26 protein-coding genes are annotated in these 25,309 nt (G+C 69.7%); 12 read left to right on the top strand and 14 right to left on the bottom strand.

Going from position 1 to position 25,309, the window contains the following annotated elements; all coding sequences use genetic code 11:
• The first annotated feature begins 83 nt into the window (after positions 1-83).
• The 4 genes from ACI2JZ_RS06115 (at position 84) to ACI2JZ_RS06100 (ending at position 3,411) form a co-directional block, all read left to right on the top strand.
• Positions 84-971, top strand: coding sequence for an ABC transporter ATP-binding protein (locus ACI2JZ_RS06115; RefSeq protein WP_404596883.1), 888 nt, complete (start codon positions 84-86; stop codon positions 969-971).
• Entirely contained in the window at positions 968-1,648 is a 681-nt protein-coding gene (locus tag ACI2JZ_RS06110; RefSeq protein WP_404596882.1) for an ABC transporter permease, read from the top strand. The genes ACI2JZ_RS06115 and ACI2JZ_RS06110 overlap by 4 nt, the downstream gene beginning before the upstream one ends.
• Positions 1,645-2,418 carry an ABC transporter permease gene (locus ACI2JZ_RS06105; RefSeq protein WP_404596881.1) on the top strand — a complete coding sequence of 258 codons (774 nt, stop codon included), beginning with the start codon at positions 1,645-1,647 and terminating at the stop codon, positions 2,416-2,418. The genes ACI2JZ_RS06110 and ACI2JZ_RS06105 overlap by 4 nt, the downstream gene beginning before the upstream one ends.
• Positions 2,419-2,490: 72 nt before the next feature.
• Entirely contained in the window at positions 2,491-3,411 is a 921-nt protein-coding gene (locus ACI2JZ_RS06100; protein ID WP_247623914.1) for an ABC transporter substrate-binding protein, read from the top strand.
• Between the two features lie 154 nt (positions 3,412-3,565).
• Here ACI2JZ_RS06100 and ACI2JZ_RS06095 read toward each other — a convergent pair whose 3' ends face one another.
• Positions 3,566-4,813, bottom strand: coding sequence for an AI-2E family transporter (locus ACI2JZ_RS06095; RefSeq protein WP_404596880.1), 1,248 nt, complete (start codon positions 4,811-4,813; stop codon positions 3,566-3,568).
• 64 nt (positions 4,814-4,877) lie between these two features.
• Between ACI2JZ_RS06095 and ACI2JZ_RS06090 the strand changes: the two genes are divergently transcribed.
• Complete coding sequence (locus ACI2JZ_RS06090; protein ID WP_247623912.1) at positions 4,878-5,177, top strand: chorismate mutase; 300 nt, start codon at positions 4,878-4,880, stop codon at positions 5,175-5,177.
• 37 nt (positions 5,178-5,214) lie between these two features.
• On the opposite strand, the gene ACI2JZ_RS06085 is transcribed toward ACI2JZ_RS06090, so the two are convergent.
• The 5 genes from ACI2JZ_RS06085 to ACI2JZ_RS06065 all read right to left on the bottom strand — a co-directional run bounded on the left by ACI2JZ_RS06085 (position 5,215) and on the right by ACI2JZ_RS06065 (position 11,495).
• Positions 5,215-5,808, bottom strand: a complete 594-nt coding sequence (locus ACI2JZ_RS06085) for a short chain dehydrogenase (RefSeq protein WP_247957350.1) — start codon at positions 5,806-5,808, stop codon at positions 5,215-5,217.
• Positions 5,809-6,079: 271 nt separating this feature from the next.
• A complete protein-coding gene (locus tag ACI2JZ_RS06080; RefSeq protein ID WP_404596879.1) occupies positions 6,080-8,548 on the bottom strand; it encodes a CHAT domain-containing protein in 2,469 nt (822 codons plus the stop codon).
• Positions 8,549-8,652: 104 nt separating this feature from the next.
• A complete protein-coding gene (locus tag ACI2JZ_RS06075) occupies positions 8,653-10,209 on the bottom strand; it encodes a S8 family peptidase (protein WP_404596878.1) in 1,557 nt (518 codons plus the stop codon).
• Between the two features lie 198 nt (positions 10,210-10,407).
• Entirely contained in the window at positions 10,408-10,878 is a 471-nt protein-coding gene (locus tag ACI2JZ_RS06070) for a hypothetical protein (RefSeq protein ID WP_404596877.1), read from the bottom strand.
• Positions 10,875-11,495 carry an RNA polymerase sigma factor gene (locus ACI2JZ_RS06065; RefSeq protein WP_247623907.1) on the bottom strand — a complete coding sequence of 207 codons (621 nt, stop codon included), beginning with the start codon at positions 11,493-11,495 and terminating at the stop codon, positions 10,875-10,877. Before ACI2JZ_RS06065 ends, ACI2JZ_RS06070 begins: the two co-directional genes overlap by 4 nt.
• A 123-nt stretch (positions 11,496-11,618) precedes the next feature.
• Between ACI2JZ_RS06065 and ACI2JZ_RS06060 the strand changes: the two genes are divergently transcribed.
• Positions 11,619-11,837, top strand: a complete 219-nt coding sequence (locus tag ACI2JZ_RS06060) for an SCO4848 family membrane protein (protein WP_247623906.1) — start codon at positions 11,619-11,621, stop codon at positions 11,835-11,837.
• 134 nt (positions 11,838-11,971) lie between these two features.
• Here the strand turns inward: ACI2JZ_RS06060 and ACI2JZ_RS06055 are convergent, their stop codons facing one another.
• Positions 11,972-13,294 carry an MFS transporter gene (locus ACI2JZ_RS06055; protein WP_404596876.1) on the bottom strand — a complete coding sequence of 441 codons (1,323 nt, stop codon included), beginning with the start codon at positions 13,292-13,294 and terminating at the stop codon, positions 11,972-11,974.
• Positions 13,295-13,368: 74 nt separating this feature from the next.
• Between ACI2JZ_RS06055 and ACI2JZ_RS06050 the strand changes: the two genes are divergently transcribed.
• The gene (locus tag ACI2JZ_RS06050) at positions 13,369-13,950 is read left to right on the top strand and encodes a transcriptional regulator (protein ID WP_247623904.1); all 582 of its coding nucleotides are present in this window, start codon (positions 13,369-13,371) and stop codon (positions 13,948-13,950) included.
• Positions 13,951-14,031: 81 nt separating this feature from the next.
• Here ACI2JZ_RS06050 and ACI2JZ_RS06045 read toward each other — a convergent pair whose 3' ends face one another.
• Genes ACI2JZ_RS06045 through ACI2JZ_RS06035 form a run of 3 tightly spaced genes read right to left on the bottom strand, consistent with a single transcriptional unit; the run spans position 14,032 to position 16,009 of the window.
• Positions 14,032-14,718: a hypothetical protein gene (locus ACI2JZ_RS06045; RefSeq protein WP_247957357.1), complete on the bottom strand. Its 687-nt coding sequence runs from the start codon at positions 14,716-14,718 to the stop codon at positions 14,032-14,034.
• Complete coding sequence (locus tag ACI2JZ_RS06040) at positions 14,718-15,620, bottom strand: ABC transporter ATP-binding protein (RefSeq protein ID WP_404596875.1); 903 nt, start codon at positions 15,618-15,620, stop codon at positions 14,718-14,720. Before ACI2JZ_RS06040 ends, ACI2JZ_RS06045 begins: the two co-directional genes overlap by 1 nt.
• On the bottom strand, positions 15,617-16,009 hold the full coding sequence (locus tag ACI2JZ_RS06035) for a GntR family transcriptional regulator (protein WP_404596874.1): 393 nt from the start codon (positions 16,007-16,009) through the stop codon (positions 15,617-15,619). Before ACI2JZ_RS06035 ends, ACI2JZ_RS06040 begins: the two co-directional genes overlap by 4 nt.
• 124 nt (positions 16,010-16,133) lie before the next feature.
• Here ACI2JZ_RS06035 and ACI2JZ_RS06030 point away from each other — a divergent pair, with 124 nt between their 5' ends.
• The 5 genes from ACI2JZ_RS06030 to ACI2JZ_RS06010 all read left to right on the top strand — a co-directional run bounded on the left by ACI2JZ_RS06030 (position 16,134) and on the right by ACI2JZ_RS06010 (position 22,478).
• On the top strand, positions 16,134-17,408 hold the full coding sequence (locus ACI2JZ_RS06030; RefSeq protein ID WP_404596873.1) for a hypothetical protein: 1,275 nt from the start codon (positions 16,134-16,136) through the stop codon (positions 17,406-17,408).
• Positions 17,409-17,554: 146 nt separating this feature from the next.
• A complete protein-coding gene (locus ACI2JZ_RS06025; protein ID WP_404596872.1) occupies positions 17,555-18,781 on the top strand; it encodes a class I SAM-dependent methyltransferase in 1,227 nt (408 codons plus the stop codon).
• Between the two features lie 409 nt (positions 18,782-19,190).
• The gene (locus ACI2JZ_RS06020; protein WP_404596871.1) at positions 19,191-20,501 is read left to right on the top strand and encodes a glycine betaine/L-proline ABC transporter ATP-binding protein; all 1,311 of its coding nucleotides are present in this window, start codon (positions 19,191-19,193) and stop codon (positions 20,499-20,501) included.
• Positions 20,498-21,487 (top strand): proline/glycine betaine ABC transporter permease, encoded by a 990-nt coding sequence (locus ACI2JZ_RS06015; RefSeq protein WP_247624741.1) that lies wholly within the window; start codon positions 20,498-20,500, stop codon positions 21,485-21,487. Before ACI2JZ_RS06020 ends, ACI2JZ_RS06015 begins: the two co-directional genes overlap by 4 nt.
• Positions 21,488-21,560: 73 nt before the next feature.
• Positions 21,561-22,478 carry a glycine betaine ABC transporter substrate-binding protein gene (locus tag ACI2JZ_RS06010; RefSeq protein ID WP_404596870.1) on the top strand — a complete coding sequence of 306 codons (918 nt, stop codon included), beginning with the start codon at positions 21,561-21,563 and terminating at the stop codon, positions 22,476-22,478.
• A 249-nt stretch (positions 22,479-22,727) separates the two neighbouring features.
• On the opposite strand, the gene ACI2JZ_RS06005 is transcribed toward ACI2JZ_RS06010, so the two are convergent.
• The 4 genes from ACI2JZ_RS06005 to ACI2JZ_RS05990 form a co-directional block, all read right to left on the bottom strand.
• Complete coding sequence (locus ACI2JZ_RS06005; RefSeq protein WP_404596869.1) at positions 22,728-23,159, bottom strand: hypothetical protein; 432 nt, start codon at positions 23,157-23,159, stop codon at positions 22,728-22,730.
• A 246-nt stretch (positions 23,160-23,405) separates the two neighbouring features.
• The gene (locus tag ACI2JZ_RS06000) at positions 23,406-24,173 is read right to left on the bottom strand and encodes an ABC transporter permease (protein ID WP_404596868.1); all 768 of its coding nucleotides are present in this window, start codon (positions 24,171-24,173) and stop codon (positions 23,406-23,408) included.
• Positions 24,170-24,940: an ABC transporter ATP-binding protein gene (locus tag ACI2JZ_RS05995; protein ID WP_404596867.1), complete on the bottom strand. Its 771-nt coding sequence runs from the start codon at positions 24,938-24,940 to the stop codon at positions 24,170-24,172. The genes ACI2JZ_RS06000 and ACI2JZ_RS05995 overlap by 4 nt, the downstream gene beginning before the upstream one ends.
• Positions 24,937-25,308, bottom strand: coding sequence for a DUF1048 domain-containing protein (locus ACI2JZ_RS05990; RefSeq protein ID WP_404596866.1), 372 nt, complete (start codon positions 25,306-25,308; stop codon positions 24,937-24,939). The genes ACI2JZ_RS05995 and ACI2JZ_RS05990 overlap by 4 nt, the downstream gene beginning before the upstream one ends.
• Between the last annotated feature and the right edge of the window lies 1 nt (position 25,309).

Below are 25,309 nucleotides of genomic sequence, written 5' to 3'. Positions count from 1 at the left end.
CATCCGCTCGTCGTCGTAGAACCCGCCGCACACATGCCCGCCATCGTCGCGCCCTGCATCGATCCCCCGACGGGAGACCACCCATGATCGAATTCCGCAACGTCACCAAGCAGTTCCCCGACGGCACCGTAGCCGTGAACGACTTCAGCCTGGTGCTGCCGTCGCGCAAGACGACGGTGTTCGTGGGTTCGTCGGGCTGCGGCAAGACGACGCTGCTGCGCATGATCAACCGCATGGTCGAGCCGACCTCGGGCGACGTCGAGATCGACGGCGAGAGCGTTCTCGGCGGCGACCCGGTGCAGCTGCGCCGTCGCATCGGCTACGTCATGCAGAACTCGGGACTGATGCCGCACTTCACGGTGATCGACAACGTCTCGACCGTGCTGCGTCTGAACGGTGTGAAGAAGTCCGAGGCGTACGCGCGCTCGCGCGAACTGCTCGACACGGTCGGTCTCGACCAGAAGCTCGCCGAGCGCTACCCCAGCCAGCTTTCGGGCGGTCAGCAGCAGCGCGTGGGTGTGGCCCGCGGTCTCGCCGCCGACCCGAACATCCTGCTGATGGACGAACCGTTCGGCGCCGTCGACCCGATCGTGCGCGCCGACCTGCAGCAGGAGACCCTGCGGCTGCAGCACGAGCTCGACAAGACGGTCGTGTTCGTCACGCACGACATCGACGAGGCGTTCCTGCTCGGCGACCAGGTCGTCATCCTCGACAAGGGCGCGCGGGTCGTTCAGGTGGGCTCGCCGAGCGAGATCATCGAGAACCCGGCCGACGACTTCGTCGCCTCGTTCATCGGTGCGGACCGCGGGCGCCGCGCGCTGCACCTCAAGCAGACGCCGCAGGGCACCGTGGTCGTCGACTCCGAGGGACGCACCCAGGGGGCGCTCGTCGCCGAGACCGAGCACGTCGACGGTCCGCTGGCGGGGCCGGATGCCGCGGCCCTCGGCGCCGTGCAGGGTGGTCAGCCGTGAACTGGGTCGTAGGCAACTTCGGGCTGATCCTCGAGCTCACCGCGGTGCACCTGCGGCAGAGCATCGTGCCGATCGTGCTCGGGTTCGTCCTCTCGCTGCCCCTCGGCTGGGTGGCCTGGCGGTACCGACTCGTACGCGGCCCGATCATCGTTCTGACGGGTCTGCTGTACACGATCCCCTCGCTCGCGCTGCTGATCCTGCTGCCCGCCACGCTCGGCTACTCGGCGATCAGCGAGACGAACCTCGTGATCGCCCTGACGATCTATGCGATCGCGATCCTCGTGCGCGCCGTGTCCGACGGCCTCGACTCGGTCGACGACGACGTGCGCCAGGCGGCGACGGCCACCGGGTTCGCGCCCTTCCGCCGTTTCTGGGCGGTCGAGTTCCCGCTCGCCGGCCCCGTGATCCTCGCCGGACTCCGGGTGACCGCGGTCAGCACGATCTCGCTCGCCACCGTCGGCATCCTGATCGGCGTCACGAACCTCGGCTACCTCTTCACGAACGGCCTCGAACGGCGCATCATCGCCGAGGTCTTCGCCGGGGTGATCGCGGTCGTCGTCATCGCACTCGTGATCGACCTGATCCTGCTGCTGGTCGGCCGCGCGCTCATGCCGTGGACCCGGGCGGCCTCGAAGGCCACCGCGAGCCGCGCGATCGCCGTGGGGGCTCCCGCATGAACCTCTTCGTCGAAGCCTTCGCCTGGATCTTCGCCCCCGCCCAGTGGACCGGCACCTACGCGCTGCCCAAACTCCTGGGCGAGCACCTCGCCCTCACCGCGATCTCGGTACTGATCGCCGCGGCGATCGCGATCCCGATCGGGTGGCTGATCGGGCACACGGGCCGCGGCCGCGAGGTGGCGGTCGCCGTCTCGGGTGCCGCCCGCGCCATCCCCTCGTTCGGACTCATGGTGCTGCTGGTGCTCCTGCTCGGAGTGCTCCGCATCCCCGAGGCCGCGATCATCACCTTCGTGCTCCTCGCGATCCCCTCGCTGCTCGCCGGCGCCTACACCGGCCTCGAAGCGATCGATCGGCGCACGCTCGACGCCGCCAAGGCGATGGGTATGACCGGCTGGCAGGTGTTCTGGAAGGTCGAGGTGCCTCTCGGTCTGCCGCTGCTGGTCGGCGGCATCCGCTCGGCGCTCCTGCAGGTCATCGCGACCGTCACGATCGCCGCCTATGTGAACCTCGGCGGTCTCGGTTGGCCGATCATCCAGGGCATCCCGCTGCGCCGGTTCGACCAGGTGCTCGCGGGCGCGATCATCGTCGCGGTGCTCGCCCTGATCGTCGATCTGCTTCTCGCCACCGCCCAGCGCGCCGCCGTTCCCGCCGGGCTCCGTGGCGGTGGGCCGCGCGCCGACGGTAAGCGATCGAGCCGGACCGCGGCTTCCCGCACCGGCTCGGCCACGGCATCCGCCACCAGCTCCGAACCCGCACCCGCCACCGCCTGAGCACCGCCCGGCGTCATCCACCTGAATCCACAGCACTCGAAGTCCCAGCAGTTTCCAGAGAAGAGGAAATCCATGTTCACAGCACGAGGCAAGCGCTCCGTCCTCGCCGTCGGCCTTGTCGCCGCGGCCGCGCTCACCCTGTCGGCCTGCGGCGGAAGCAACCCGCTCGACGAGCCGTCCGACAGCGCCGGTTCCGGCAGCGGCGACACGATCGTCGTCGGCTCGCAGGCGTACTACTCGAACGAGATCATCGCCGAGATCTACGCCCAGGCCCTCTCGAACGCCGGTTTCGACGTCGAGACGCAGCTCAACATCGGTCAGCGCGACGCGTACATGCCCGAGGTCGAGTCCGGCGCGATCAACGTCTTCCCCGAGTACACGGGCAGCCTGCTCGAGTACCTGTCGAAGGACGGGGTCGACGTCACCAGCCCCGACGACGTCTACGCCGCCCTGCAGGACGCCCTGCCCGACAGCCTGACGGCTCTCGACTTCGCCGAGGCATCCGACCAGGACACCTACACGGTGCTCAAGAGCTTCGCCGACGAGTACGGCATCACCTCGATCGCCGACCTGTCGAAGGCTCCGTCGCCCGTCACCATCGGTGCGGCTCCCGAGTTCGAGCAGCGCCCCTACAGCCCGTCCGCGGCCAAGGACGTCTACGGCGTGGACCTGCAGTTCTCGGCCACCGGCCCGAGCACGCTCGAGTCGCTGCTCGCCGGCGAGATCCAGGTCGCCGACATCTACACCGCCGACCCGGCCTTCGAGACCGAAGACATCGTGGCCCTCGAAGACCCCGAGAACCTGATCATCTCGTCGAACGTCGTGCCGATCGTGTCGAGCGACATCGCCGACGAGGTCTCCGACGTGCTCAACGAGGTCAGCGCCAAGCTCACCGCCGAGGAGCTCGTGTCGCTGAACGTGCTCAGCACGGTCGACCAGCAGTCGTCGAAGGACATCGCCAAGAAGTGGCTCGAGGACCAGGGTCTGATCTGACCTCCTGACCGCATCACGAGAAGTGCCCGGGCCCGATGGGTCCGGGCACTTCTGCGTGTGCCCGGCATCCGTCCCGCATCCGTCGACGCGACTCCGAGAGGGGGATGCGCGAGGGGCGTGCGAGAGGCGGGCTCCGACGGAGGATCCGCCCCCGCTACACCCGGGCGTCCTGCCTCGGGACCCAGACCTGTTTGATGATGATGAGGATGGATGCCGCCACCGGCACCGCCACGAGAGCCCCGAGCAGACCGAGCAGCGTGCCACCGGCGAGGGCTCCGATCACCACGAGCGAGCCGGGGATCGCGATCGCCTTGTTCATGACGCGCGGAGTGATGACGTACGCCTCGATCTGCATGTAGACGAGGTAGATCGCCGCGAAGATCAGCGCACCGAGCGGGTCGGTGAAGAGCGCGAGGCCCGTACCGATGATCCAGAACATCACCGATCCGACCAGCGGGATCAGCGTGATGCAGAACGCGACCGTCGCCATGAGCGGCGGGAACGGCAGCCCCAGGAACGTGTAGAGCAGCAGCGCGAGGATCGCATTGAAGAACGCGAGCACGACCATGCCCATCACGTATCCACCGACCGAATCGGTGATCTGGTCGGTGATGTCGCCGGCGCGGTCGCGGTCGCGGGCGGGGATCAGGCGCAGCATGCTCTGCTTCATTCCGGGCAGAGTCGCGACGAAGTACAGGGTGAGCACGAGCACCACGATCACACCCGAGATCCCCGAGGCGATGGATGCTCCGACCTGCAATGCGCCGCCGCCGATGCTGGCGATGTTGCCGGGGTCGGTGAGGAACTTCTGCACGTCGGCCACGAGGCCCTGGAACTGGTCGCCGAACTGGTCGTCGAGCGTGGCGTAGAGATCGCTGCGCTGGAAGTCGGCGATCATCCCGGGGACCGATCGCACGAAGCTCGCGATCTGCTCGATCACGATCGGCAGCACCATCCAGAGGATCAGCGCCACGACGACGATCAGCGACAGGATCACGATCACGACCGAGATCGCGCGGGAGAGCCCTCGGCGCTCGAGGAAGCGCACCGACGGGTCGAGCCCGAGGGCGGCGAAGAGGGCGAGGGCGATGTAGATGAGCACGGTCGACAGGCTCGTGACCGCGAGCCCGAGAACGAGGGCGCCGAGACCGCCGAGCGTCACCAGGAAGCCGAAGACGAAGGGGCGGTCGATGCGGGTCCAGAACGAGCGGCTCGGCGTCATCGGCTCGATCACGACGGCCCGCTGCGGGTGCGACGTCGTCGAGTCCGGCGCCGATGCCGCAGACGGAGCCGACGCCGACGCCGCAGACGGAGCGGCCGCAGACTCCGCGGCCGGCGAGTGCTCGTCCGCCGCCGCGGCGTCGTCGGAGGGCCCGGATGCCGGCGGCTTCTCGTTGCTCATGTGCTCACGATAGCGGTGCCCGGCATCCGATCACCGGCGTTCGCTCGCGCTCTAGAGTGGAGGCATGACCGCGCCACAGGATCCGAAGGCCGAACTGCTGCGCCTGCGTGCCAGCATCGACAACATCGACGCCGCGCTGATCTTCATGCTCGCCGAGCGCTTCCGGGCGACTCAGCAGGTCGGTCACCTCAAGGCCGAGTACGACATGCCCGCCTCCGACCCCGGCCGCGAGGAGCAGCAGGTCGCCCGCCTGCGCGCGCTCGCCGAGGAGGCGCACCTCGACCCCGAGTTCGCCGAGAAGTGGTTCAACTTCGTGGTGGCCGAGGTCATCCGTCACCACACCGCGGCAGCCGAGTCACGCTGACCGAGCCAGCCGGCCCGACCGCCCGCCAACCCGTCGGTCAGACCGTGATCGTCCGACCCGTCTCGAGGCCCTCCACCGCGAGGGTGTAGGCGCGACCGATCTCGTCGTCGCCGACCGGGCGGTGACCGGCGAACAGCCGGTGATAGCCGGGGGAGTTCTCGAGCACGTCGGGCGAGACCGCGTTGATGCGGATGCCGCGGGGCGCCTCGGCGGCCGCCGTGATCACGAACGACTCGAGCGCACCGTTGGCCATCGCGGCCGCCGCGCCGGTGGCGATCGGGTCGCGCGACAGCACGCCGCTGGTGAGTGTGACCGATCCGCCGTCGCGCAGGTGCGTGATCGCCTGACGCACGACCTCGATCTGCGGAAGCGTCTTGCCGAGGAACGCCGCCGTGTAGTCGTCGCGGTCGAGTTCGGTGAGGTGCTTGAACGGCACGGAGCCCGCCGCCACGACCACGGCGTCGATGTCGTTCACCTCGACGAACAGGGCGGCGATCGACGCGGCATCCGCCAGATCGACGCGCACCTCGCCGGTGCGCGACGCGCGGATCACCTCGTGCCCGCGGGATTCGAGCGTGTCCGAGACGACGCGGCCGATGCTTCCGGATGCTCCGATGACGACGATCTTCATGACCCCAGTCTTTCACCGCAGACGGACGAAGGGCCCGGCGTTCCCCGTCCGCCGGACCCTTCCGAGGCCATCACGGAGCCGAGCCGCGGTGATCTCTGAGCAGTCGGTGCCGGTCGTCGCCCTCCCGCACTCCCCAGTGCACGGATGAACCCCCCTCGACCGCGTCCTCCCGACTCCGGTGCTCGGAGCCTCCCGCGTTCGACACCTTCCGAAGAACAGGAGCGCCTCGCGCCCCGCGTGATACATCGCGTCGAGAAAAACTCGAAAAACCTCAGAACCCGGCGCCGTGGCACTGGAACGGCGCCCGATGCCCGGTCTCCTGCGCGGCGACAGCGAGGGCGGGCGCGGGGTCCATGCCGTCGGCGAGGTGCCCGTGCACCGCGGCGAGCAACTCGCACGCGACATCGTCGGGCACGGTGACGGGAGCGGCGATCACGCAGCGGGTGCCGGCATGCAGCCACACCCGTGTCATGCCGAGCGCCTCCTCGCCCCAGCGCACCGCCGATCGGCCCAGCTCGCACGCCGAGAGGATGACCGTCTCGGGCGCTGTCGGGATCAGGTCGACGTCGTAACCGAACAGCGTGCCGTCGGCGAGCTCGAAGCCCGAGAACAGGGGGTTGTCGGCGGAGTGCCGCCCGTGCGCGGCGATGTGCAGGAGATCGGATGCCCCGGCCAGCTCGGTCACGGCCGACACCGTCGCCTCGTCTCCGAGGAGCGTGGTGGTCGCGGCATCCGTCGTCGCCCAAGCCGCGCGTGCCCGTTGCACCTCTTCCCCAGCGCGGGGAACGCGAGGGCCGGTGGCGAAGCCGATGCGTTCCGGGCGACGACCCGTCGCGCGGCGGGTGCGCACCTCGGCCCAGCGCGACGCCGAGGTCGCGACCGTGAAGGGCACGCCGTGCATGCCGGGCAGCATCGCCCACGGCACACCGGCCAGTACGCCGGGCAGGGTGATGACGACGCGCTGCGCATCCGCCGGGTTCACCGCGGCGCGCACGGGGGTGAGGAGCTCGTCGTCGAGGGTCTGCAGGCGCACGGCGAGCGACCGCTCGATCAGCGCGGACAGGGTGCCGCCCCGGGTGAGGGCGGCGACGTCGAGGTCGGCACGGAGCCCGTCCATCGCGGCGCGCACGCGCGACCACGACAGTTCGACGACCGATGCTCCGGATGCCGTCGTCGCCACGCACAGCAGCTCATCGCCCGTGTAGAGGTACGCGAGCAGCGCCGTGCCGGGGTCGAGGTGCGCGCGGGCGCCGGCGAGATCGAGGCGCCCGCGGGTCTCCCCGGCGCCGGTCGCCGCCCACTGCCGCTCGCGCACCCGGTCGCGCAGCACGCGCACGCGGGCGTCGGTCGTCCAGTCGGCACCGGCGAGGTCGGCGCGCAGCATCCGCAGCTCGGCGAGATCGGATGCCTGTGCGTCGTCGACCGGCGGACGCACCGGCGCGACCTGGTGGCTGAGGTGGCGGGCGCGCTCCGCCCACTCGAACAGCACGGCGGGGTCGCGCGTCCTCGCCGCCGCCCGGAGCCCCGCGAACATCAGATCCGTGCCGTGCATCGCGACGGACGCCTGCAGGTCGAGCGCGCCGAACGACTGCTGCCACGAGGTGAGCAGATCGAGTCCCTCGGTCGCCGCGCGCAGAGCCGCCGTGTGGCGACCGCCCGCCGCCGCCCGGGCGGCGCGCACCTCGTGCGCCCTCAGCCGCAGCGGTGTGGGGGCGCTCGCATCGACGCGCGGCATCCGTCCGCTGCCGTCGCGGCGTGCGTCGAGGCGCAGGGCGGTCGCCTCGGTGCGGAAGCCGCCGTGCGCGAGAGCGGATGCCGTGCGCTCGATGTCGTCGTCGATGCGCGCACTGCGGCCCGAGGGGCGGGTGCGCAGCCGCGACTCAAGGCGCACGGCGTCGGCGCGCGCCGCCCAGCCCGCGCTGCCGAGGGCGGCGAAGCGGCGGGCCGCAGTGCGTGCCATGCGCTCGGCCGCCACCGGGTCGTGCCGCATCAGGGAACGCGACAGGTGGAACTCCGCCTCGCCCCGGGCCTGCGGCATCCGCTGCGCACCGAACTGCCCGGCCACCCGGGCGAGCAGGGTCTCGGCCTCGGTCGTCAGCCCGGCATCGCGCAGCACCTCGGCGCGGTCGAGGTCGCTGATCGCCGTCGCGAGGTCGCTGGTCGCAGCGAACACCGGACGCGAGGCGGTCATGAGCGACAGCGCGGTCACGAGGTCGCCACCGAGCAGCGCCGCGTAGCCGAGGTTGTGGCGGGCCTCGGCGAGGGGTTCCTCGTCGCCGCTCGCCTCGTAGACCGCGACGGCCCGGTGCAGGTCATCGGTCGATGCCGCGAGATCGTGCCGCTGCATCCGCACCATCGAACGGTTCATGAGGCAGTTCGCGAGCTCGGTGCTCTCGTCGCCGGTCGCCCCGAGCGCGTCGATCGCGCGGCTGAGCATGACCTCGGCCTCGGCGAGGGTGCCGCCGTGCATGAGCAGCGTGCCGAGCTGCCCGCTCAGCAGTGCGACGGTCGCGTCGCTGAGCCCCGCGCGATCGAGCGCCTCGCGGCACAGCTGCTCGGCCTCGGACGGATGCCCGGTCTGCGCCTGCACGTACGCCCGGGTGCCGTCGATCCGTGCCCGCAGGTCGGCGTCGTCGGTGCGGGCCGCGGCGTCGTCGAGGGCGCGACGGGCCGCCGCGAACCGTCGGGCGTTGGCCGCTTCGACCCCGCGCCGGTGCAGTTCGCTCGCGGACAGGGGCATCCCCCCAGAATGCCGGGTCGCCGCACCCGGGGGGAAGTCCTGTCGCCGGCTGGCTGGGACCCGTCGACAGGCTCAGGGCCCCAGCCGATGCTCCAGGGGGCGGCCTAGTCGACCGGCGAGGGGAGGTCGGCGACCACCGAGGTCACGGCGGCGTCGACGGCATCCGCGTCGACATCCGCCACCGAGACCTCGCCCAGGAGCGCGGCGATCCGGCCCGCGACGTACGGTGCCGCGAACGACGTGCCGCTCCACACCGCGAAGCCGCCGCGGTAGTCGTCGGGATCGATCGTCTCGCGCCGCAGCCCGTCGATGTCGGCCCGCGTCATCGCCTGCTGACCGCCCACGAACGCCGGCGACGTGCTGACGACCGCGGCCCCCGGGGCGTACAGCCGCACCCACGGTCCGACGTTCGAGAACAGCGCCACCGACCGGGCCGAGGGGTTGAGCGCCCCGACCGAGACGAGCGGCGCCCAGCGATCGCGGTCGATGCCGTTGTCGGCCCCCGGCCACGCCCACAGCGACGCGGGGAACGATGGGCGGTCGATCGCATCGTTGCCGGCCGAGCACACCACCACGCAGCCGAGCTCCCGCGCCTTGGCGAGCAGCGCGTAGAGGGTGCGGCTGTAGAGACCGTCCTCCGGGGTCTCGTGGTAGTACCCGAGCGACAGGTTGAGCACGTCGATCGGATGCCCGGTCTTCGGGTCCTCGCGATACCTCCGCAGCAGCTCGATCACCTGCGCGAGCGTCGTCAGCAGGTCGCTCTCGTCGATCACCCCGAGCGCCCCGGCGACGCGCACCGAGAGGATGTCGGCATCCGGAGCGGTCTGGCGCACGATGCCCGCGATGAACGTGCCGTGCCCCGCGACCGCGTCGATCTCACCGTCGAGCTGCCCGTAGAGGTCGGGGTAGCGCTCGGGATCCGCGTCGTCGGTCAGGCCGATCGGCACCCCGTCGAGCTCGACGTGCCGCGTGACGATGTCATCGGGCAGCCAGTCGTGCACCCCGCAGCCGGTGTCGAGCACCGCCACCACGGGGCGCCGGCCCGTCGTCGGGTCGGGTCCGCGCCGGGGCGCAGGGCCCAGCCAGCTCACCGGCTGCCGCGCGCCGCGACCCGGCTCGAGGTAGTCGTCGCTGCCTCCCGCGCCGGCCCCGCGCACGGGATTCGTGCGGCTGAACGGGTTGGTACGGCTGAAGGGATTTGTGCGGCTGAACGGATTGAGGCCGACCGGATCGATCGACAGCACGTGCTCGAGGCTCGTGCGCGGCATGGTCGAGCGCGACATGCGGCGGGCGCGCTGCAGCACGCGCCAGGCATCCGGAGCGACCGGGGATTCGCCGCCGGTCGGCTCTTCTGGGGTGGTCAGGCGCGCGCGGAGGAAGCCGGGAACGCCGGGCAGCAGCTCGCCGGCGTTCTCACGATCGGATGCCTCGATCTCGAGCGTCCATCCGAAGGAGTCGGCCGCATCGCGCAACGTGCGCAGCTCGCGGTCGTACTCCTCCCCGTTCTCGAGGTCCTGCGTGATCAGCAGGCGCGTGGGCAGGTACGCGGTGGGGAACGCGCGGATGCCGTCGACCGGCTCCACGCTCGGATCCAGCGCCGTGCCGCGCCTGATCGATCCCTCTGCCCGGTCCTGCCAACTCCACCCTCTCGGCTGCTCCATGCGTCATCCCTTCCTGCGCGGGTCCTTCCCCGCGTTCCATCCCCGGTGCCCGTCGGGTCGGCGGGCACCGCCACAGCTCACAGCGGTTACAGCGATCTACAGCGGTACAGCGATTACGGCGATACAGCGATTACGGCGATACAGCGATTACGGCGATACAGCGATTACGGCGATACAGCGGCCGCGGCGTCACGGCGGTCAGAGTTCGAAGCGCGGCGTCGCGAGAGTGCGCGCCTCGCCGCCGACCGTGGTGGTCAGGCGCACCGTGGTCATGCCCGCGGGGACCTCGTCGAACACGAACCGTCCGGTCTCGGCGGGTGCGGTCGTGCGGATCGTCTCGCTCGCCGAGCCCTCCTCGCCCTGTGCGAGCACGATCTCGACGGCCGCCGTGTCGACCCACCCGTCGACGCGGCGCAGGCCGCCCGCGCTCGCCGTGACGTGCAGCAGGATGCTCGTCGTGCCGTCGCTGAACTGCAACGTCAGGGCATCCGTGTCTCCGCGCACCGCGCCCAGCTGGTCCTCGATGAGCGTCAGCAGCGCGTACTCCTGGCTCAGCCCGTCGGCGGCGACGGCCGCGATCATCCGATCGACGAGCGTGTCGGGCACCGGGTCGGCATCGCGCCACATCGCCCGCAGCTCGGCGAACAGGGCGTCATCGTGGGTGCTCATGCGATCCCCTCCGCCCGCGGGGCGGTGTCGAGCAGCGAGCGCAGTTTCGCCAGGCACCGCTGCCGCGTCGGGCCGATGCTCCCCACTGGCATCGCGAGATCCTGGGCGAGGCGGGCGTAGTCCGGGCGGTCCTCGAACGCGACCACCCGCAGCAGGCGCTGGCACCGTTCGGCCAGTCGACGCACGGCGTTCCAGAGTTGCCGCCGCTCATCCGCGATCGCCGCCCGCTCCTCGGCCGAGTCCTGCACCGGCAGAAGGGCGTCGAGGTCGTCGGCATCCGCCGTGTCGACGCGTCCGTGGGCCTTGCCCACGCGCCAGGCCTCGCGACGGGCGGTCGTCGTGAGCCAGGCCGAGACAGCCTGCGCATCGGAGATCGCCGCGTGACCGCGCACCAAACGCATCCATGTGGTCTGCACCACGTCCTCGGCGAGTGAGCGCTCGAGTCCATACGCCCGGACGACATGCCACAGCACGGGCGTCATCAAGCGGACGAGCCCGTCCATCGCGCGACCGTCGCCCTCGCGCCATGCGTCGAACAGGTTCGCCGCATGCTGCCAGCGAGGGGGACCGTCGTCCGACGCAGGATCGAGCGCGGTGCCGGGAGCACCGTCGATCATGAAAGACATTGTGAGCACACCTACCAGGAGCACGGCAAGAGGTTTCTGATACATGACGTGATTGGTCGGAGTCCAGGAATCCGGGGAGCGGATGCCGTCATGCCGGGCCGATACGGTGGACGGGTGACCCTTCTCGCCGTGATCCTGTTCCTCAACGCCGCCTTCAACGCGATCGCGTGGCCGCAGTTCCTCCGCCGGGTCGCGAAGGACCCGCGTGCCAAGGACGCGAACGGCAAGGCCACGAAGTTCCTGATCGTGCACATCGTGTTGATCTCGATCGCGCTGACCCTCGCCCTGCTCTCACTGCTCGCCGGCATCGCCGCACTCACGGGCGCGCTGTAAGTCGGGCGCCGAGGAATTCGGGCATCCGTTCGTCGAGACCCATCGATCGCGCCGAGACCCATTGTCCGCGACGTCGATAGGGGTGGGTCTCGACGGTTCCGGTGGGTTTCGAGGCGCCGGCGGATGCCGAGGGCTCAGGCCTCGTAGCGGCGGGCGTGCTCGGCCCACCGCGCCTCGACCGGCAGGGCGCGCAGTGCGCGGTTGCCGATCGCCAGCGCGACCGCGACCGTGCAGAGCGCCGCGCAGACCAGGATCGTGTTCTGACGGCCGATCCAGGCGAGCCCTAATCCGGCGATCAGCGGTCCGAGCGGCATCGCCCCCATGCCCAGCACCCCGGCGGCGCTGTTCGCGCGCCCGAGCAGGCGGCTCGGGGTCGCGACCATGAAGTAGCCCATCATCCCGGCGTTGAGGGCGGGCACGAGCAGCACCGCCGCGCCGAGCACGGCGATGATCGCCCACGGTTCGACCATCCACGACAGCGCGACGGTGGCGACCGCGACCACCGAGAGGGCGGTGATGGTCAGGATGCCGGCGCCGATGCGCGGAACCAGCAGCGGGGCGATCACGGCTCCGACCAGCATCACGGCCCCGACGCCGGCGCTCAGGGCGCCGATCAGCAGTTCGGAGTGCCCGGCCTGCTGCAGCGCGTAGATGGTCGTGGTGATCGCGGCGTTGAACCCGAGGTTCACGATCGTGGTGATGGCGAGAACTCCGCCGAGATCCGGGCGGGAGAACAACCAGCGGAACGCCTCGCCCATTTCACGGACTCCGCTGCGAAAACCCGGATCGCCCGCGGCATCCGCGGCGTGTCCGAGCGCGACGTGCCGAGCATCCGTCTGTTCGTCTCCGTTTTCGCGCGTCGTGCGCGAGCCGCCCCGCGCGAGCACCCACGCGGTGCCCGCGGCGATCAGATGGCAGAGCGTCATGACGAGGCCGACCAGCCACCCTCCGACGCCGAGCAGCACACCGCCGAGCGGTCCGCCCGCGAGCTGCAGCGCGGCATCCCGCCCCTGGTTGGCGGCCTGCGCGCGGCCCATGGCGTCGTCGGGAACGATCTCTTTCAGCGCGCTCTCGCCGGCCACGTCGAAGAGTCCGCTGCGTGCCGCGAGCAGCAGATTGATCGCGAACAGTGCGCTGAAGGTGAGCGCCTCGCTCGCCGCGAGCAGGGTGAACGCCGTGGCGAGCGCGATACCGAGCAGTGAGCCGACGAGCATCAGCACGACGCGGCGGTGGCGATCGGCGAGCACCCCGCCGACCAGGGTCGTGAGCAGGCGGGCGACGAGTCCGGCCCCCGCGATGATGCCGGCCTGCGCGGGGTCGTCGGTGACGATGAGGGCGAGGAGCGGGATCGCGAAGCCCGACAGGGCGGCGGCGAGGCCCTTGCTCGTGTCGCTCACGAGCCAGGTGAGATAGCGGGTGTTCCGCCACAGGCGGTGCGGGGCGGTCGCGGTGGTCATGGCTCGATGGTAGATCCGCAAGAACAGTTGCGCAACTACTATTGCGCAAATTCGGGTGCGGATAGACTCGGCGCATGGCTGACGACGAGACCGCGGCGGATGCCGAGTGGATGACCTCGGCGATGCTCAAGGCGTTCGCGAACCCGCTGCGCCGCCGCATCCTGCGCCTGTTCTCGCGTCATGAGCACCTGCGCGCCGCCGACATCGCCGCCGAGCTCGAGGTGCCGGCCAACAGCGTCAGCTTCCACCTGCGGGCACTGGCGGATGCCGGACTCATCGTCGAGGCGCCCGAGCACGCGCGCGACCGCCGCGACCGCGTGTGGACGAGCCGCAAGGGGGCGCTCAACGTCGGTGGCCCCGAGAACCCCGTCGTCGACGAGGCTCTCGGAACCGCCGTGATCTCGGCCATCGCCGAAGAGCACCAGGACCTGTTCCGCCGCGTGATCGCGTGGACGCCCGAGTACGTCGCCGGGCGCACGGCCGAGGTGCACGCGACCTTCTCGCAGCGCACGATCCGGCTCACCGAGGCCGAGTTCGAGAAGGCCATGATCCGTGTGAACGACGTGCTCGACGAGGCGCAGAAGGCGCACGACGACGCCGACCCCGCCGGTCGCCACTGGCAGATCGACGTGATCGGCGCCGACGACACGATCTGATCGACCCTTCGTCTCGCTGCGCTCGCTCAGGAACCGACACCCGGTCCCTGAGCGAGGAGCGCAGCGACGAGACGAAGGGCGCTACGGCTTCGCGCGGCGGAAGGCCAGGAACGAGATCGCGGCGAGGATCGCGGCCGCGAGCAGTCCCCACAGTGCGATGCCGAGCGCGCCGGCGTCGAGGAACGCGGCGCCGACCTCCCCCCAGAGCTCGAGCCGAGTGGCCAGGAAGGCCAGGCCGATGAGCACGAGCGCGAGGCCCACGCCCACCACGGTGAGCACCGTCGGGCCCCAGCTCTTGTAGATCGTCGCTCCGGTGAAGCCGATCACGAAGAGGAGCAGGGCCAACGCGAAGTAGACCGTGAATGCTCCGAGCGGGCCGGCCTCCCAGAGCCACGGAAGGTAGAACACGTAGCCGTTGATGCCGTAGCCGTCGGTGAGGGTCTCGATCGCACCACCGATCAGGAAGATGATGCCGAGGAAGGTGCTGCCGAGAACCGCGGTTAGGAGAGTTCCGACGAAGAACTCCCGGCGCGTGACGCTCATCGCCTGGGAGAACGGGAACGTGAGCGTCATGGACGACAGGCCGAGCGCGAAGAAGTACCAGAGCGGGGCCTGACCGCCTCCGCCGTACTTGGGGCCCGAGGTCGGGATCATCGCGTAGATGAGCACCGAGATCACGACGGCGGATCCGAGGATGATCAGCGGCACCCAGACGAAGGTCTGCCGGTTGATGAGCTGCAGGCGGACGACGTTGAGCGTGCGTCGCATCAGAGTGCCCCTTCCTTCACGGCCGAGGGATTCTCGGCCTTCTGGGTGAGTCGGACGATCAACTGCTGGAGAGAGACGGGCGCGAGGTCGAGTCCGAGTCCGGAGACCTCGGCGCGCTCGGCGGGAGAGAGGGCGCCGAGCACGGTGACGGATGCCACGCGCCCGAGCGACTCGCGGTGGAGGACTTCGCGGTCGCCGACCCAGGAGTCGACGGCGGCGGCGTCGCCGACGACGGTCACGGCACGGTCGCGCACGGCATCCGTGTCGTCGTTGAGGAGGATGCGCCCCTGGTCGATCACGATGACCTTCTCGATGAGGTTCGACACCTCGTCGATCAGGTGCGACGACAGGATGATGGTGCGCGGGTGTTCGGCGTAGTCCTCGATGAGGCGGTCGTAGAAGATCTGCCGGGCGACGGCGTCGAGCCCCAGGTAGGGCTCGTCGAAGAACGTCAGCTCGGCGCGCGAGGCGAGCCCGATGATGACTCCGACCGCCGAGAGCTGGCCGCGCGAGAGCTTCTTGATCGTCTGCTTCATGGGCAGCTGGAACTCGGCGATGAGCTCGTCGGCGAGGGCCTGGTCCCAGTTCGGGAAGAACAGGCGGGCGGCCGTGAACGCGTGCCGCGGGTAGGCGTCGTCGGGGTACTTCTGGCTCTCGCGCACGAAGCAGATGCGGCTGAGCACGCGGGAGTTCTCGTACGGGTGCTCGCCGAACACCCGCACCGAGCCCGAGGTCTCGAAGTTCTGGGCGGTGAGGATCGACATGAGCGTCGTCTTGCCGGCGCCGTTGCGACCGAGGAGGCCGTAGATGTGGCCGCCCTCGAGCGAGAGCGACACGTCGTCGAGCGCCCGGGTGTCCTTGTAGCGCTTGGTGAGGTTCTGCACCTCGATGACGGTGGTCATGCGGGGGTCTTCCCTTCTCGTGCGGTGGGGGTTCGTGCCGCGCGCTCGGCGAGCAGCGCGGCGAGGTCGTCGGCGTCGAGACCCAGGGTGCGGGCCTCGGAGATCAGCGGATCGATGTACCGGTCGGCGAAGGCGGCGCGGCGCTCGCCGAGGAGGCGCTCGCGGGCGCCGTCGGCGACGAACATGCCGATCCCGCGGCGCTTGTAGATGACGCCCTTGTCGGTGAGCATCGCGACTCCTTTCGCTGCGGTGGCGGGGTTGATGCGGTAGAACGCGGCGAGCTCGTTGGTCGAGGGCGCCTGGGCCTCCTCGGCCAGCGAACCGTCGACGATCGAGTCCTCGATCTGCTCGGCGATCTGGAGGAAGAGGGGCTTGCCTTCTTCGATCACGCGTCCTCCACAGGTTAGGGGGTTACTTACATGACTAATTAACCCCCTAACCGGGGGTGTTGTCAACCCCTCGGTCGCGTAGATTCGTAAGGACCCCCGACGAACCCCACGCGAAGGACACCCCATGGCACGGCTTCAGGACGGGTGGGGCGACGAGCGCCTCACCGCACGCGACAAGGGAATCCCCGAGCGAGCGATCGGGCTGGCCGTCGACGAGTTCCTCGCGACCGGGCCCCGGCTGTCGGAGTTCTGGACGCCGATCATCGCGCTCGACGACGCCGCGATGCGCCACAACCTCTCGGTGATGGCCGACTGGACCTCCGCCCGAGGCCTGCAGCTCATGCCCCACGGCAAGACGACCATGGCCCCCGCGCTCTGGCAGCGTCAGCTCGACATCGGATGCCCCGGCATCACCCTCGCGACCATGGGCCAGGTGCGCACCGCCCGCACTTTCGGCCTCGACAGCGTCATGCTCGCGAACGCCGTCGTCGACGCGCGCTCGCTGCGGTGGCTCGCGGGCGAGCTCGCCGACCCCGACTTCCGCTTCGTGAGCTGGGCCGACTCCCTCGAGACCGTCGACGCGATGGAGCGCACCCTGCGCGAGACGGGTGTGCCGCGTCGGGTCGACGTCTGCGTCGAACTGGGAGCCGAGGGCGGGCGCACCGGCGCCCGGAGCGTCGAGGCGGCGATCGAGATCGGGCGTCGGATCGCGGCATCCGATGTGCTCCGCCTCGCCGGCGTCGGCGGCTACGAGGGTGCGCTCGGGCACGACCGATCGGATGCCGCGCTCGCCGCCGTCCGCGCCTACCTGGCCGACCAGCTCGTCGTGCACGAGGCCCTCGGCGACCTCTACGACGAGGGCGATGTCTTCGTCACAGCGGGCGGCAGCGCCTATTTCGACCTGGTCGCCGAGGTCTACGCGCCCGCGATCGCCCGCGACTCCCGCACGCGGTTCACGCTGCGTTCGGGCGCGTACATCGTGCACGACGACGGCTTCTACCGCGGCATCTCGCCTCTCGACGAGACGTTCCCCGGCACGGAGGCGGGCGGGGTGTTCCGCTCGGCGATGCGCGGCTACGCGCGGGTCGTCTCGCACCCCGAGCCCGCGCTCGCCCTGCTCGACGGCGGCAAGCGCGACTTCCCCTTCGACGAGGGGCTGCCCGTCGTGCACGGGGTCGCCGGAGATCTCGGTGAGGCGCTCGCGCCGGTCGCCGGGGCATCCATCACCGCGATGAACGACCAGCACACGTTCGTACGCGGCGCGGACGTCGCGATCGGCGATGTCGTCGCCCTCGGCCTCTCGCACCCGTGCACCGCGTTCGACAAGTGGCACTTCCTGCCCGTCGTCGAGTCGGCCGAGTCGGATCGCGTCGTGGAGCTCGTGCGCACGTTCTTCTGAGGGCTCTCTCGTGGCGGGCCCTTCGACCGGCTCAGGGGCCCAGTTCCTGAACCCTGGGTCGCTGAGCCTGTTGAAGCGTTTCGGACCCTGGTTCCTGAGCGAGGAGCGCAGCGACGAGACGAAGGGGCCCCGCGTACAGTGAACAGGTGCCGGAGTTCCCCTACAGCCGCCTGCGTCGCTGGCCCGATGTCGAGGCCGAGAACCTGCAGGCGCACGACGCGACCGACCTGCTCCTCACCGAGCGTGCGCTCGCGCTCGCCGTGGAGCGCGGTGTCGCCGGCCCGGAGATCGCGGTCATCGGCGACGAGTACGGGGCGATCACGCTCGCGCTGACGGATGCCGGGCTGCGCGGCATCCGCGTGCACCAGGATCTGGCGACCGGTCGCCGTGCGCTCGACCGCAACGCCGCCGACCTCGGGATCGACGGCTTCGTCGCGCACGAACTCGACAGGTCGCTGCTCGACGGCGCGCGACTCGTGCTGCTGCAGCTGCCGAAGGCGCTCGCCGAGCTCGAGGAGATCGCGGATGCCGTGGCCCGCTGGGCCGCCCCCGATGCGGTGCTCGTCGCCGGCGGGCGCGTGAAGCATATGACCATCGCGCAGAACGAGGTGCTCGGGCGCAGCTTCGGCATCGTGCAGGCGCAGCGCGCCGAGCGGAAGTCGCGACTCGTCATCGCGTCGGATCCGAAGGAAGTCCCGGTCGCGCGGCCTTTCCCGGTGACGGCCGCGCATGACGGGTTGACGCTCGTCGCGCACGGCGGGGCGTTCGCCGGGGCGAAGCTCGACATCGGGACGCGGGTGCTGCTCGATGTGCTGCGGCTGTCGCGGGGTGGGGCCCTTCGTCTCGCTTCGCTCGCTCAGGAACCGGAGGTTTCGCGGTCCCTGAGCGAGGAGCGCAGCGACGAGACGAAGGGCGCTCAGGACCCGACGAAGGGCGCTCGCATCCTCGACCTGGGCTGCGGCACCGGAGCCCTCGCCGTCTCCTACGCCCGGGCGCACCCGGATGCCCGCGTGATCGCGACCGATCGCTCGGCCGCAGCCGTCGCCTCCGCCCGCGCGACCGTCGTCGCGAACGGCGTCGCCGACCGGGTCACGGTGACCCACGACGATGCGGGCTCCGAGGTGCCGACGGCATCCGCCGACGTCGTGCTGCTCAACCCGCCGTTCCACCTCGGCGCGAGCGTGCACACGGGTGCGGCGACGCGTCTGTTCGAGGCATCCGCTCGTGTGCTCCGACCCGGCGGAGAGCTCTTCACGGTGTTCAATTCGTCACTCGGATACCGGGCCGAGCTGACCCGTCTGGTCGGCCCGACCGAGCAGCTGAACCGCACGCCGAAGTTCACGGTGATGCGCAGCATCCGTCGCCCGAGCTGAGGGGTCAGAACACGCCGCGATCGGATGCCGCCGCGCGGCGTGTCTCGACCCCTCAGCGGGCACGGGAAACGCTCGCGGCACGCCCGCTCGAGATTCGCTAGATGCCCGAGCAATTCCCCGGTCAGCACGCGATTCTATGAGTATGCCGATAGACCGGATTTGCCCCTGACCGGCCATTTCGTTACGTTGGTCTGTGGGCCTGACGGCCCGAAGACCAGTCCGCGACCACGTCCTTCTTTCGATGAGCTGTGCTGCGAAGAGGCGTGGACGTACGGTCGTTGCTCTATCGCGGTGGATCCGAAATCCACCGTCCGTGCCGCCACAGCAGACATGTCGAACGGCCTCGAGAGCATCACCCGGGCGTAACCGAAGCAGGCTCAGCCACCCGAAGGCGAGCCGCAGGGGAAACGTGTCCGAAACCGTTCTAGAAGCGCGCAATCTTTTCAAGGTGTTCGGGAAGAATCCGAACCAGGCCGTCCGCCGGCTGAAGGCGGGCGAGAGCCGAACGCAGGTCGCCGAGGCAGGAACCGCCGCCGTCATCGACGCCAGCTTCACCGTCAACCGCGGTGAGATCTTCGTCATCATGGGGCTCTCCGGCTCCGGCAAGTCCACCATCATCCGCATGCTCAACGGCCTGCACCCCGCCACCGACGGATCCGTCACGGTGAACGGCGACCCGATCACCGGCATCCCGGCGTCGCGTCTGCGCGAGATCCGCCGCGACCGCGTGTCGATGGTCTTCCAGCACTTCGCCCTGCTGCCGCACCGCACGGTCGCCGCGAACGTCGCCTACCCGCTCGAGCTCAAGGGCGTCGCCAAGGCCGAGCGCCTCGCGAAGGCCGAGGAGATCCTGTCGCTCGTGGGCCTCGAGGGCCAGGGCGAGAAGCTGCCCTCCGAGCTCTCGGGCGGCATGCAGCAGCGCGTCGGCATCGCCCGCGCGCTCGCCGCCGACAGCGACATCCTGCTGATGGACGAGGCGTTCAGCGCCCTCGACCCGCTCATCCGCCGCGAGATGCAGGAGCAGCTGCTCGAACTGCAGCAGAAGCTGCACAAGACGATCGTGTTCATCACGCACGACCTCAACGAGGCGATGTTCCTCGGCGACCGGATCGCGGTCATGCGCGACGGCCGCATCGTGCAGATCGGTACGCCGGAAGACATCCTCACCGACCCGGCCAACGACTACGTCGAGCAGTTCGTGCAGGACGTCGACCGCGCCCGCGTGCTCACCGCCGGCAACGTGATGGAGCGTCCGCGCCCCGTCGTCGCCGAGGGAGCCGGCCCGCGCACCGCGCTGCGCCAGATGCGCGACGCCTACATGTCGGCGACCTACGTCGTCGGCCGCGACCGCCAGCTCATCGGCATCGTGACCGACCGGGATGCCGTCAAGCTCGTGCGCAAGGGCACCTCGACCCTGCGCGACATCATCAAGCCCGTGCCGCAGAGCGTGAGCGAGGACGAGGTCCTCATGAATCTGTTCGTGCCCGCGGTCGAGTCGCCGCTGCCCCTCGCGGTGACGGATGCCGCCGGCCGACTCGCCGGTGTCATCCCGCGCGTGACCCTGCTCGCGGCCCTCGGCCCCGGCCCCGGTGCGACGGGTGAGCTCACGCTGCCCCTGCTTCCGATGCCGCAGGCCGAGATCGACGCCGTGCTCGACGACGGCTGGACGGCGGAGCCCGCGACGCCGGGGTCGACCGACGAGACCGAGGAGGTGCGCTGATGGACTTCCGCATTCCCCTCGGTACGTGGGTCGCTGCCGGTGTCGACTGGATCAAGGACAATCTCGACGGTTTCCTCGGTGCGATCTCGTTCGTCGTCTCGTTCCTCGTCGACGGTCTGACGCGCGCGCTGCTCAGCCCGCACTTCATCGTCATCATCGTGATCGCCGCGCTCATCGCGTGGCTGGTGCGTTCGTGGCAGCTCGCGATCGGCACGGTCGTGTCGTTCGGCCTGATCGTCGCGATGAACCTCTGGGTGCCCGCGATGCAGACGCTCGCGCTGGTGCTCGTCGCCGCCGTGATCGCCGTCGTCATCGCGATCCCGCTCGGCATCTGGTCGGCCCGCAACGCCACCGTGCGTGCGATCCTCAAGCCGGTGCTCGACTTCATGCAGACGATGCCCGCCTTCGTCTACCTGATCCCCGCGATCGTGTTCTTCAGCATCGGCGTCGTGCCGGGCCTCGTCGCGACCGTGATCTTCGCACTGCCTCCGGGTGTGCGACTGACCGAGCTCGGCATCCGCGGTGTCGACTCCGAGACGGTCGAGGCCGGGCAGGCGTTCGGCGCCAAGCCGGGGCAGATCCTGCGCGGCATCCAGCTGCCGCTCGCGATGCCGACCATCCTCGCCGGCGTCAACCAGGTCATCATGCTCGCCCTGTCGATGGCGGTCATCGCCGGCATGGCGGGCGCCGACGGCCTCGGAAAGCTCGTCGTCGAAGCGATCTCGACCATCAACATCGCCAAGGGCGTCGAGGCGGGTCTGGGTGTCGTGCTCATCGCCGTCTTCCTCGACCGCGTGACCGCGGCGCTGGGCACGCTGGGGGAGAACCCGTCGTCGCTGCTCGGCATGCTCGCGCGTCGCAAGGCGAAGCAGCGCGGTGCCACGGCATCCGCTTCGTCGTCCGGTTCGACGGATGCGACGGATGCCGCCGACGAGGCCGAGCGCCACGTCGCGTCGCCGCACCGCGCCCCGGTCACCACCGCCTGACGTCTTCCCTTCCGAAGCACCACTGCAGTACCCGCAACACAGCACACATCCATACGTGACGAGAGAGATACACATGAAGAAGAAGCTCCTGACCATCGCGGCGATCGGCGCCGCAGCATCCCTGACCCTCGCCGGTTGCAGCGGCGACGGCATGGGCGGCACCGGAGGCGGCTCCGACAGCGGCGACGCCGGCTCGGGCGACAAGGGCACGATCACGCTCGGATTCCTGCCGTCGTGGACCGACGGTCTCAGCACCGCGTACCTGCTGCAGGACCAGCTCGAGAAGATCGGCTACACGGTCGAGATGAAGACGCTCACCGAGGCCGGCCCGCTGTACACCGGCCTCGCGCAGGGCGACGTCGACATCTACCCGTCGGCCTGGCCCGAGCTCACCCACAAGTCCTACATGGACACCTACGGCGACGACATCGAAGACCTCGGCGCGTACTACGACAACGCCAAGCTCACGATCGCGGTTCCGGAGTACTCCGAGCTGAACTCGATCGAGGACCTCGTCGGCAAGGGCGCAGAGCTCGACGGCAAGATCTACGGCATCGAGCCGGGTGCCGGTCTCACCGCGCAGACCCAGATGATGCTGCCCGAGTACGGCCTCGACAGCGAGTACGAGCTCGTCACCTCGTCGACGGCCGCGATGCTCACCGAGCTGAAGTCGGCGACCGACAAGCAGGAGGACATCGTCGTGACGCTGTGGCGTCCGTTCTGGGCCAACGACGCCTTCCCCGTGAAGGACCTCGAAGACCCGAAGGGTGCCATGGGCGACCCCGAGGCCCTGCACTTCCTGGGAACGAAGGGCTTCGCCGCGGAGTTCCCCGAGGCCGCGGAGCTGATCGAGCAGATCAAGCTCGACGACGCCCAGTACGGTTCGCTCGAGGACCTCGTCGTGAACGAGTACGGCGAGGGCAAGGAAGCCGAAGCGGTCGACGCGTGGCTCGAGGAGCACGGCGCGGACTTCGACTGGGTCGTCAGCTGATCTGACGCTCTCGCGCGCCCCGCGCTGCAACGCGATGGGCGGATTTCTCGCCGATGGGCGGAGGATTCTTCTCGAATCCTCCGTCCATCGGTGTTTTCTCCGCCGGGGGTCCGGCCGCACGTTCGTGAGATCTCCTCAGTACTGCGCGCGGCGCGCCGCTCAGATCGGGGGACGGCGAGACGGATGTCGGATGCTTTGGGCGAAAGCATCCGACATCCGTCCTCCAGCCCGACGAGCGGATGCCGTCGGTCACCGCTTCCGAAACGGCGACCACGCGAGTCGGCGCCGCGGCTTCTGCTCGCTGAGCGTGCCCGGTGAGGTCGGGAGGACACCGAAGTCCGGGTCGAGCAGCACGTGCCAATCGCCGAAGGCGGGGCGGCCGAGCCAGTTGCTCAAGACGTCGATCTGATCGATCGAAAGCAGATCGACAGTGGGCCGTGACTTGTCGTTGATCGTGCGGAAGCCGGTTCCGTCGGGCTTCATGATCCCGTGGAAGAGCTTGGCGCAGTCGTACTGTGCGTACCACCGAGTGTCGTCGGGGTAGATGTACTCGATCACGCTCCCCCCTGCTTCGAGCCCCGCCCGCGCCTGGTCTTCGGTGATCCAGGATTCATCGGGCACCGGCTCTTGGAGGCTGTAATTCCAGCGCCCGAGGTAGGCGTAGGTCGCAGAATCAGTCATGGTGCCGCGGAGTCTATCCCCGGCATCCGCTCTCCGCCGAACGCGTGTGCATAACTCCGGAGAATCCCACCGTAACCGGGCTGATGCGGCCGAATCGGGCCGGATGCGGTGGGATTCTGAGGAGTTATGCCCCGGTCTCGGCGGTGACGCGTACCCAATTCAGGAAGACCGCACACGAAACCGCCCCGGACGGCCGTTCCGGGGCGGTTTCGATCGATTATTCCTGAATTGGGTACGACGGCCGACTCAGCGCACCTTCTTGCGGTAGGCGAGCATCGCGAAGGCGTAGGCGACGATCAGGATGCCGACGCACCAGGCGAGGGCGACCCAGATCTCGGACCCCACGGGCTCCCCGGCGAACAGCGCCTGGATCGTGTTCACGATCGACGTGACCGGCTGGTTCTCGGCGAACCAGCGCACGGGCCCGGGCATCGTGTCGGTCGGCACGAAGGCCGAGCTGATGAACGGCAGGAAGATCAGCGGGTACGAGAACGCGCTCGCCCCGTCGACCGTCTTGGCGCTGAGCCCGGCGATGATCGCCAGCCAGGTGAGCGCCAGGGTGAACAGCAGCAGGATGCCGATGACCGCGAACCATGCCCCGACGCCGGCCCTGGTGCGGAAGCCCATCAGGAACCCGACGCCGAAGATGATCGCCAGGGTGATGCCGTTCGCGACGAGCGAGGTCAGCACGTGCGCCCACAGTACGCTGGATCGGGCGATCGGCATGGAGTGGAAGCGCTCGAAGATGCCGCTCTGCAGGTCGGTGAAGAGCCGGAACGCCGTGTAGGCGATGCCCGACGCGATCGCGATGAGCAGGATGCCGGGGAGCAGATAGTTCACGTAGTTCTCCTGGCCGGTGCTCTGACGCAGAGCCCCGCCGAAGACGTACACGAACAGGAGCATCAGGGCGATCGGGGTGACCGCCGTCGTGATGATGGTGTCGGCGCTGCGGAAGATGTGCCGCATCGACCGGCCGGTGAGGGTCGCCGTGTCGGCGACGAAGTGCGTGCTCATGAGCGGTCCTCCTTCGGGGCGCTCGGGCCGACCAGCGAGAGGAAGATCTCCTCGAGCGTGGGCTGCTTCTCGACGTACTCGACCTTCGCGGGAGGCAGCAGCGCCTTCAGCTCGGCGAGCGTGCCGTTCGCGATGATGCGGCCCTCGTGCAGGATCGCGATGCGATCGGCGAGCTGCTCGGCCTCGTCGAGGTACTGGGTGGTGAGCAGCACGGAGGTGCCGGTGTGCGCGAGGTCCTTCACGACCTGCCACACCTCGAGGCGGGCCTCGGGGTCGAGACCCGTGGTGGGCTCGTCGAGGTAGATGACCTCGGGGTCACCGATGAGGCTCATCGCGATGTCGAGGCGGCGGCGCATGCCGCCGGAGTAGGTGCCGACCTTCCGGCCACCGGCATCCGTCAACCGGAAGCGGGCGAGCAGATCGTCGGCGATCCGTCCCGCGCCGGGCAGATGCCGCAGCTTCGCGACGAGCACGAGGTTCTCGCGCCCCGTGAGGATCTCGTCGACGGCGGCGAACTGGCCGGTCAGGCTGATCGTCTCGCGCACCTTCAGCGGGTCGCTCGCGACGTCGTGTCCACGCACGGTCGCCGTGCCGGCATCCGCCGTCAGCAGCGTCGAGAGGATGCGCACCATGGTCGTCTTGCCGGCGCCGTTCGAGCCGAGCAGGGCGAAGATCGACCCCGCCTCGACCTCGAAGTCGACGCCCTTCAGCACGTGGAGGTCCTTGTACGACTTCTCGATGCCGGTGACGGTGATCGCTGCGGTCATGACTCCTTCTCCTCGTCTTTCGCTTCGTCGACGGCCTTCACCAGGCGCGCCCGCTCCTTGTCGATCCACTGCTCTCCGCCGTACGACTCGGCGTAGGTCTCGGCGAACTCGACGGGGTCGTCGCCCACGATCGCCGAGATCGGAGTGCCGTCGATCGCGGCCCGCTCCCACAGGTCGGCGAGGCCGAGGAAGATCTGCACCAGGGTGTCGCCGTCGGTGATGCCGCCGTAGTACATCGAGTAGCGGTGCTGGGCGTTCGCCACCGAGCGGTAGGGCTCGGGGAGGGCGTCGATCCGCTTCTTCGCGTCGCGGTACTGCTTCTTCTGCTCGAGCGATCCGGTCAGCGCTTCGATCCACTTCGCAGCCATG

This window comes from Microbacterium sp. NPDC087868, from assembly GCF_044900755.1.
In the GTDB taxonomy this organism is placed as follows: domain Bacteria; phylum Actinomycetota; class Actinomycetes; order Actinomycetales; family Microbacteriaceae; genus Microbacterium; species Microbacterium galbinum.
This window is presented reverse-complemented; position numbering and strand designations above follow the sequence as displayed.

Coding starts and splice junctions, on each gene's coding strand:
- ACI2JZ_RS05990 (WP_404596866.1), bottom strand. CDS start 25,308: ATGGCTGCGAAGTGGATCGAAGCGCTGACCGGATCGCTCGAGCAGAAG.
- ACI2JZ_RS06095 (WP_404596880.1), bottom strand. CDS start 4,813: ATGAGCAACGAGAAGCCGCCGGCATCCGGGCCCTCCGACGACGCCGCG.
- ACI2JZ_RS06090 (WP_247623912.1), top strand. CDS start 4,878: ATGACCGCGCCACAGGATCCGAAGGCCGAACTGCTGCGCCTGCGTGCC.
- ACI2JZ_RS06055 (WP_404596876.1), bottom strand. CDS start 13,294: ATGACCACCGCGACCGCCCCGCACCGCCTGTGGCGGAACACCCGCTAT.
- ACI2JZ_RS06000 (WP_404596868.1), bottom strand. CDS start 24,173: ATGAGCACGCACTTCGTCGCCGACACGGCGACCCTCACCGGCCGGTCG.
- ACI2JZ_RS06045 (WP_247957357.1), bottom strand. CDS start 14,718: ATGCGACGCACGCTCAACGTCGTCCGCCTGCAGCTCATCAACCGGCAG.
- ACI2JZ_RS06100 (WP_247623914.1), top strand. CDS start 2,491: ATGTTCACAGCACGAGGCAAGCGCTCCGTCCTCGCCGTCGGCCTTGTC.
- ACI2JZ_RS06030 (WP_404596873.1), top strand. CDS start 16,134: ATGGCACGGCTTCAGGACGGGTGGGGCGACGAGCGCCTCACCGCACGC.
- ACI2JZ_RS05995 (WP_404596867.1), bottom strand. CDS start 24,940: ATGACCGCAGCGATCACCGTCACCGGCATCGAGAAGTCGTACAAGGAC.
- ACI2JZ_RS06075 (WP_404596878.1), bottom strand. CDS start 10,209: ATGGAGCAGCCGAGAGGGTGGAGTTGGCAGGACCGGGCAGAGGGATCG.
- ACI2JZ_RS06070 (WP_404596877.1), bottom strand. CDS start 10,878: ATGAGCACCCACGATGACGCCCTGTTCGCCGAGCTGCGGGCGATGTGG.
- ACI2JZ_RS06050 (WP_247623904.1), top strand. CDS start 13,369: ATGGCTGACGACGAGACCGCGGCGGATGCCGAGTGGATGACCTCGGCG.
- ACI2JZ_RS06010 (WP_404596870.1), top strand. CDS start 21,561: ATGAAGAAGAAGCTCCTGACCATCGCGGCGATCGGCGCCGCAGCATCC.
- ACI2JZ_RS06040 (WP_404596875.1), bottom strand. CDS start 15,620: ATGACCACCGTCATCGAGGTGCAGAACCTCACCAAGCGCTACAAGGAC.
- ACI2JZ_RS06080 (WP_404596879.1), bottom strand. CDS start 8,548: ATGCCCCTGTCCGCGAGCGAACTGCACCGGCGCGGGGTCGAAGCGGCC.
- ACI2JZ_RS06085 (WP_247957350.1), bottom strand. CDS start 5,808: ATGAAGATCGTCGTCATCGGAGCATCCGGAAGCATCGGCCGCGTCGTC.
- ACI2JZ_RS06115 (WP_404596883.1), top strand. CDS start 84: ATGATCGAATTCCGCAACGTCACCAAGCAGTTCCCCGACGGCACCGTA.
- ACI2JZ_RS06105 (WP_404596881.1), top strand. CDS start 1,645: ATGAACCTCTTCGTCGAAGCCTTCGCCTGGATCTTCGCCCCCGCCCAG.
- ACI2JZ_RS06005 (WP_404596869.1), bottom strand. CDS start 23,159: ATGACTGATTCTGCGACCTACGCCTACCTCGGGCGCTGGAATTACAGC.
- ACI2JZ_RS06065 (WP_247623907.1), bottom strand. CDS start 11,495: ATGATCGACGGTGCTCCCGGCACCGCGCTCGATCCTGCGTCGGACGAC.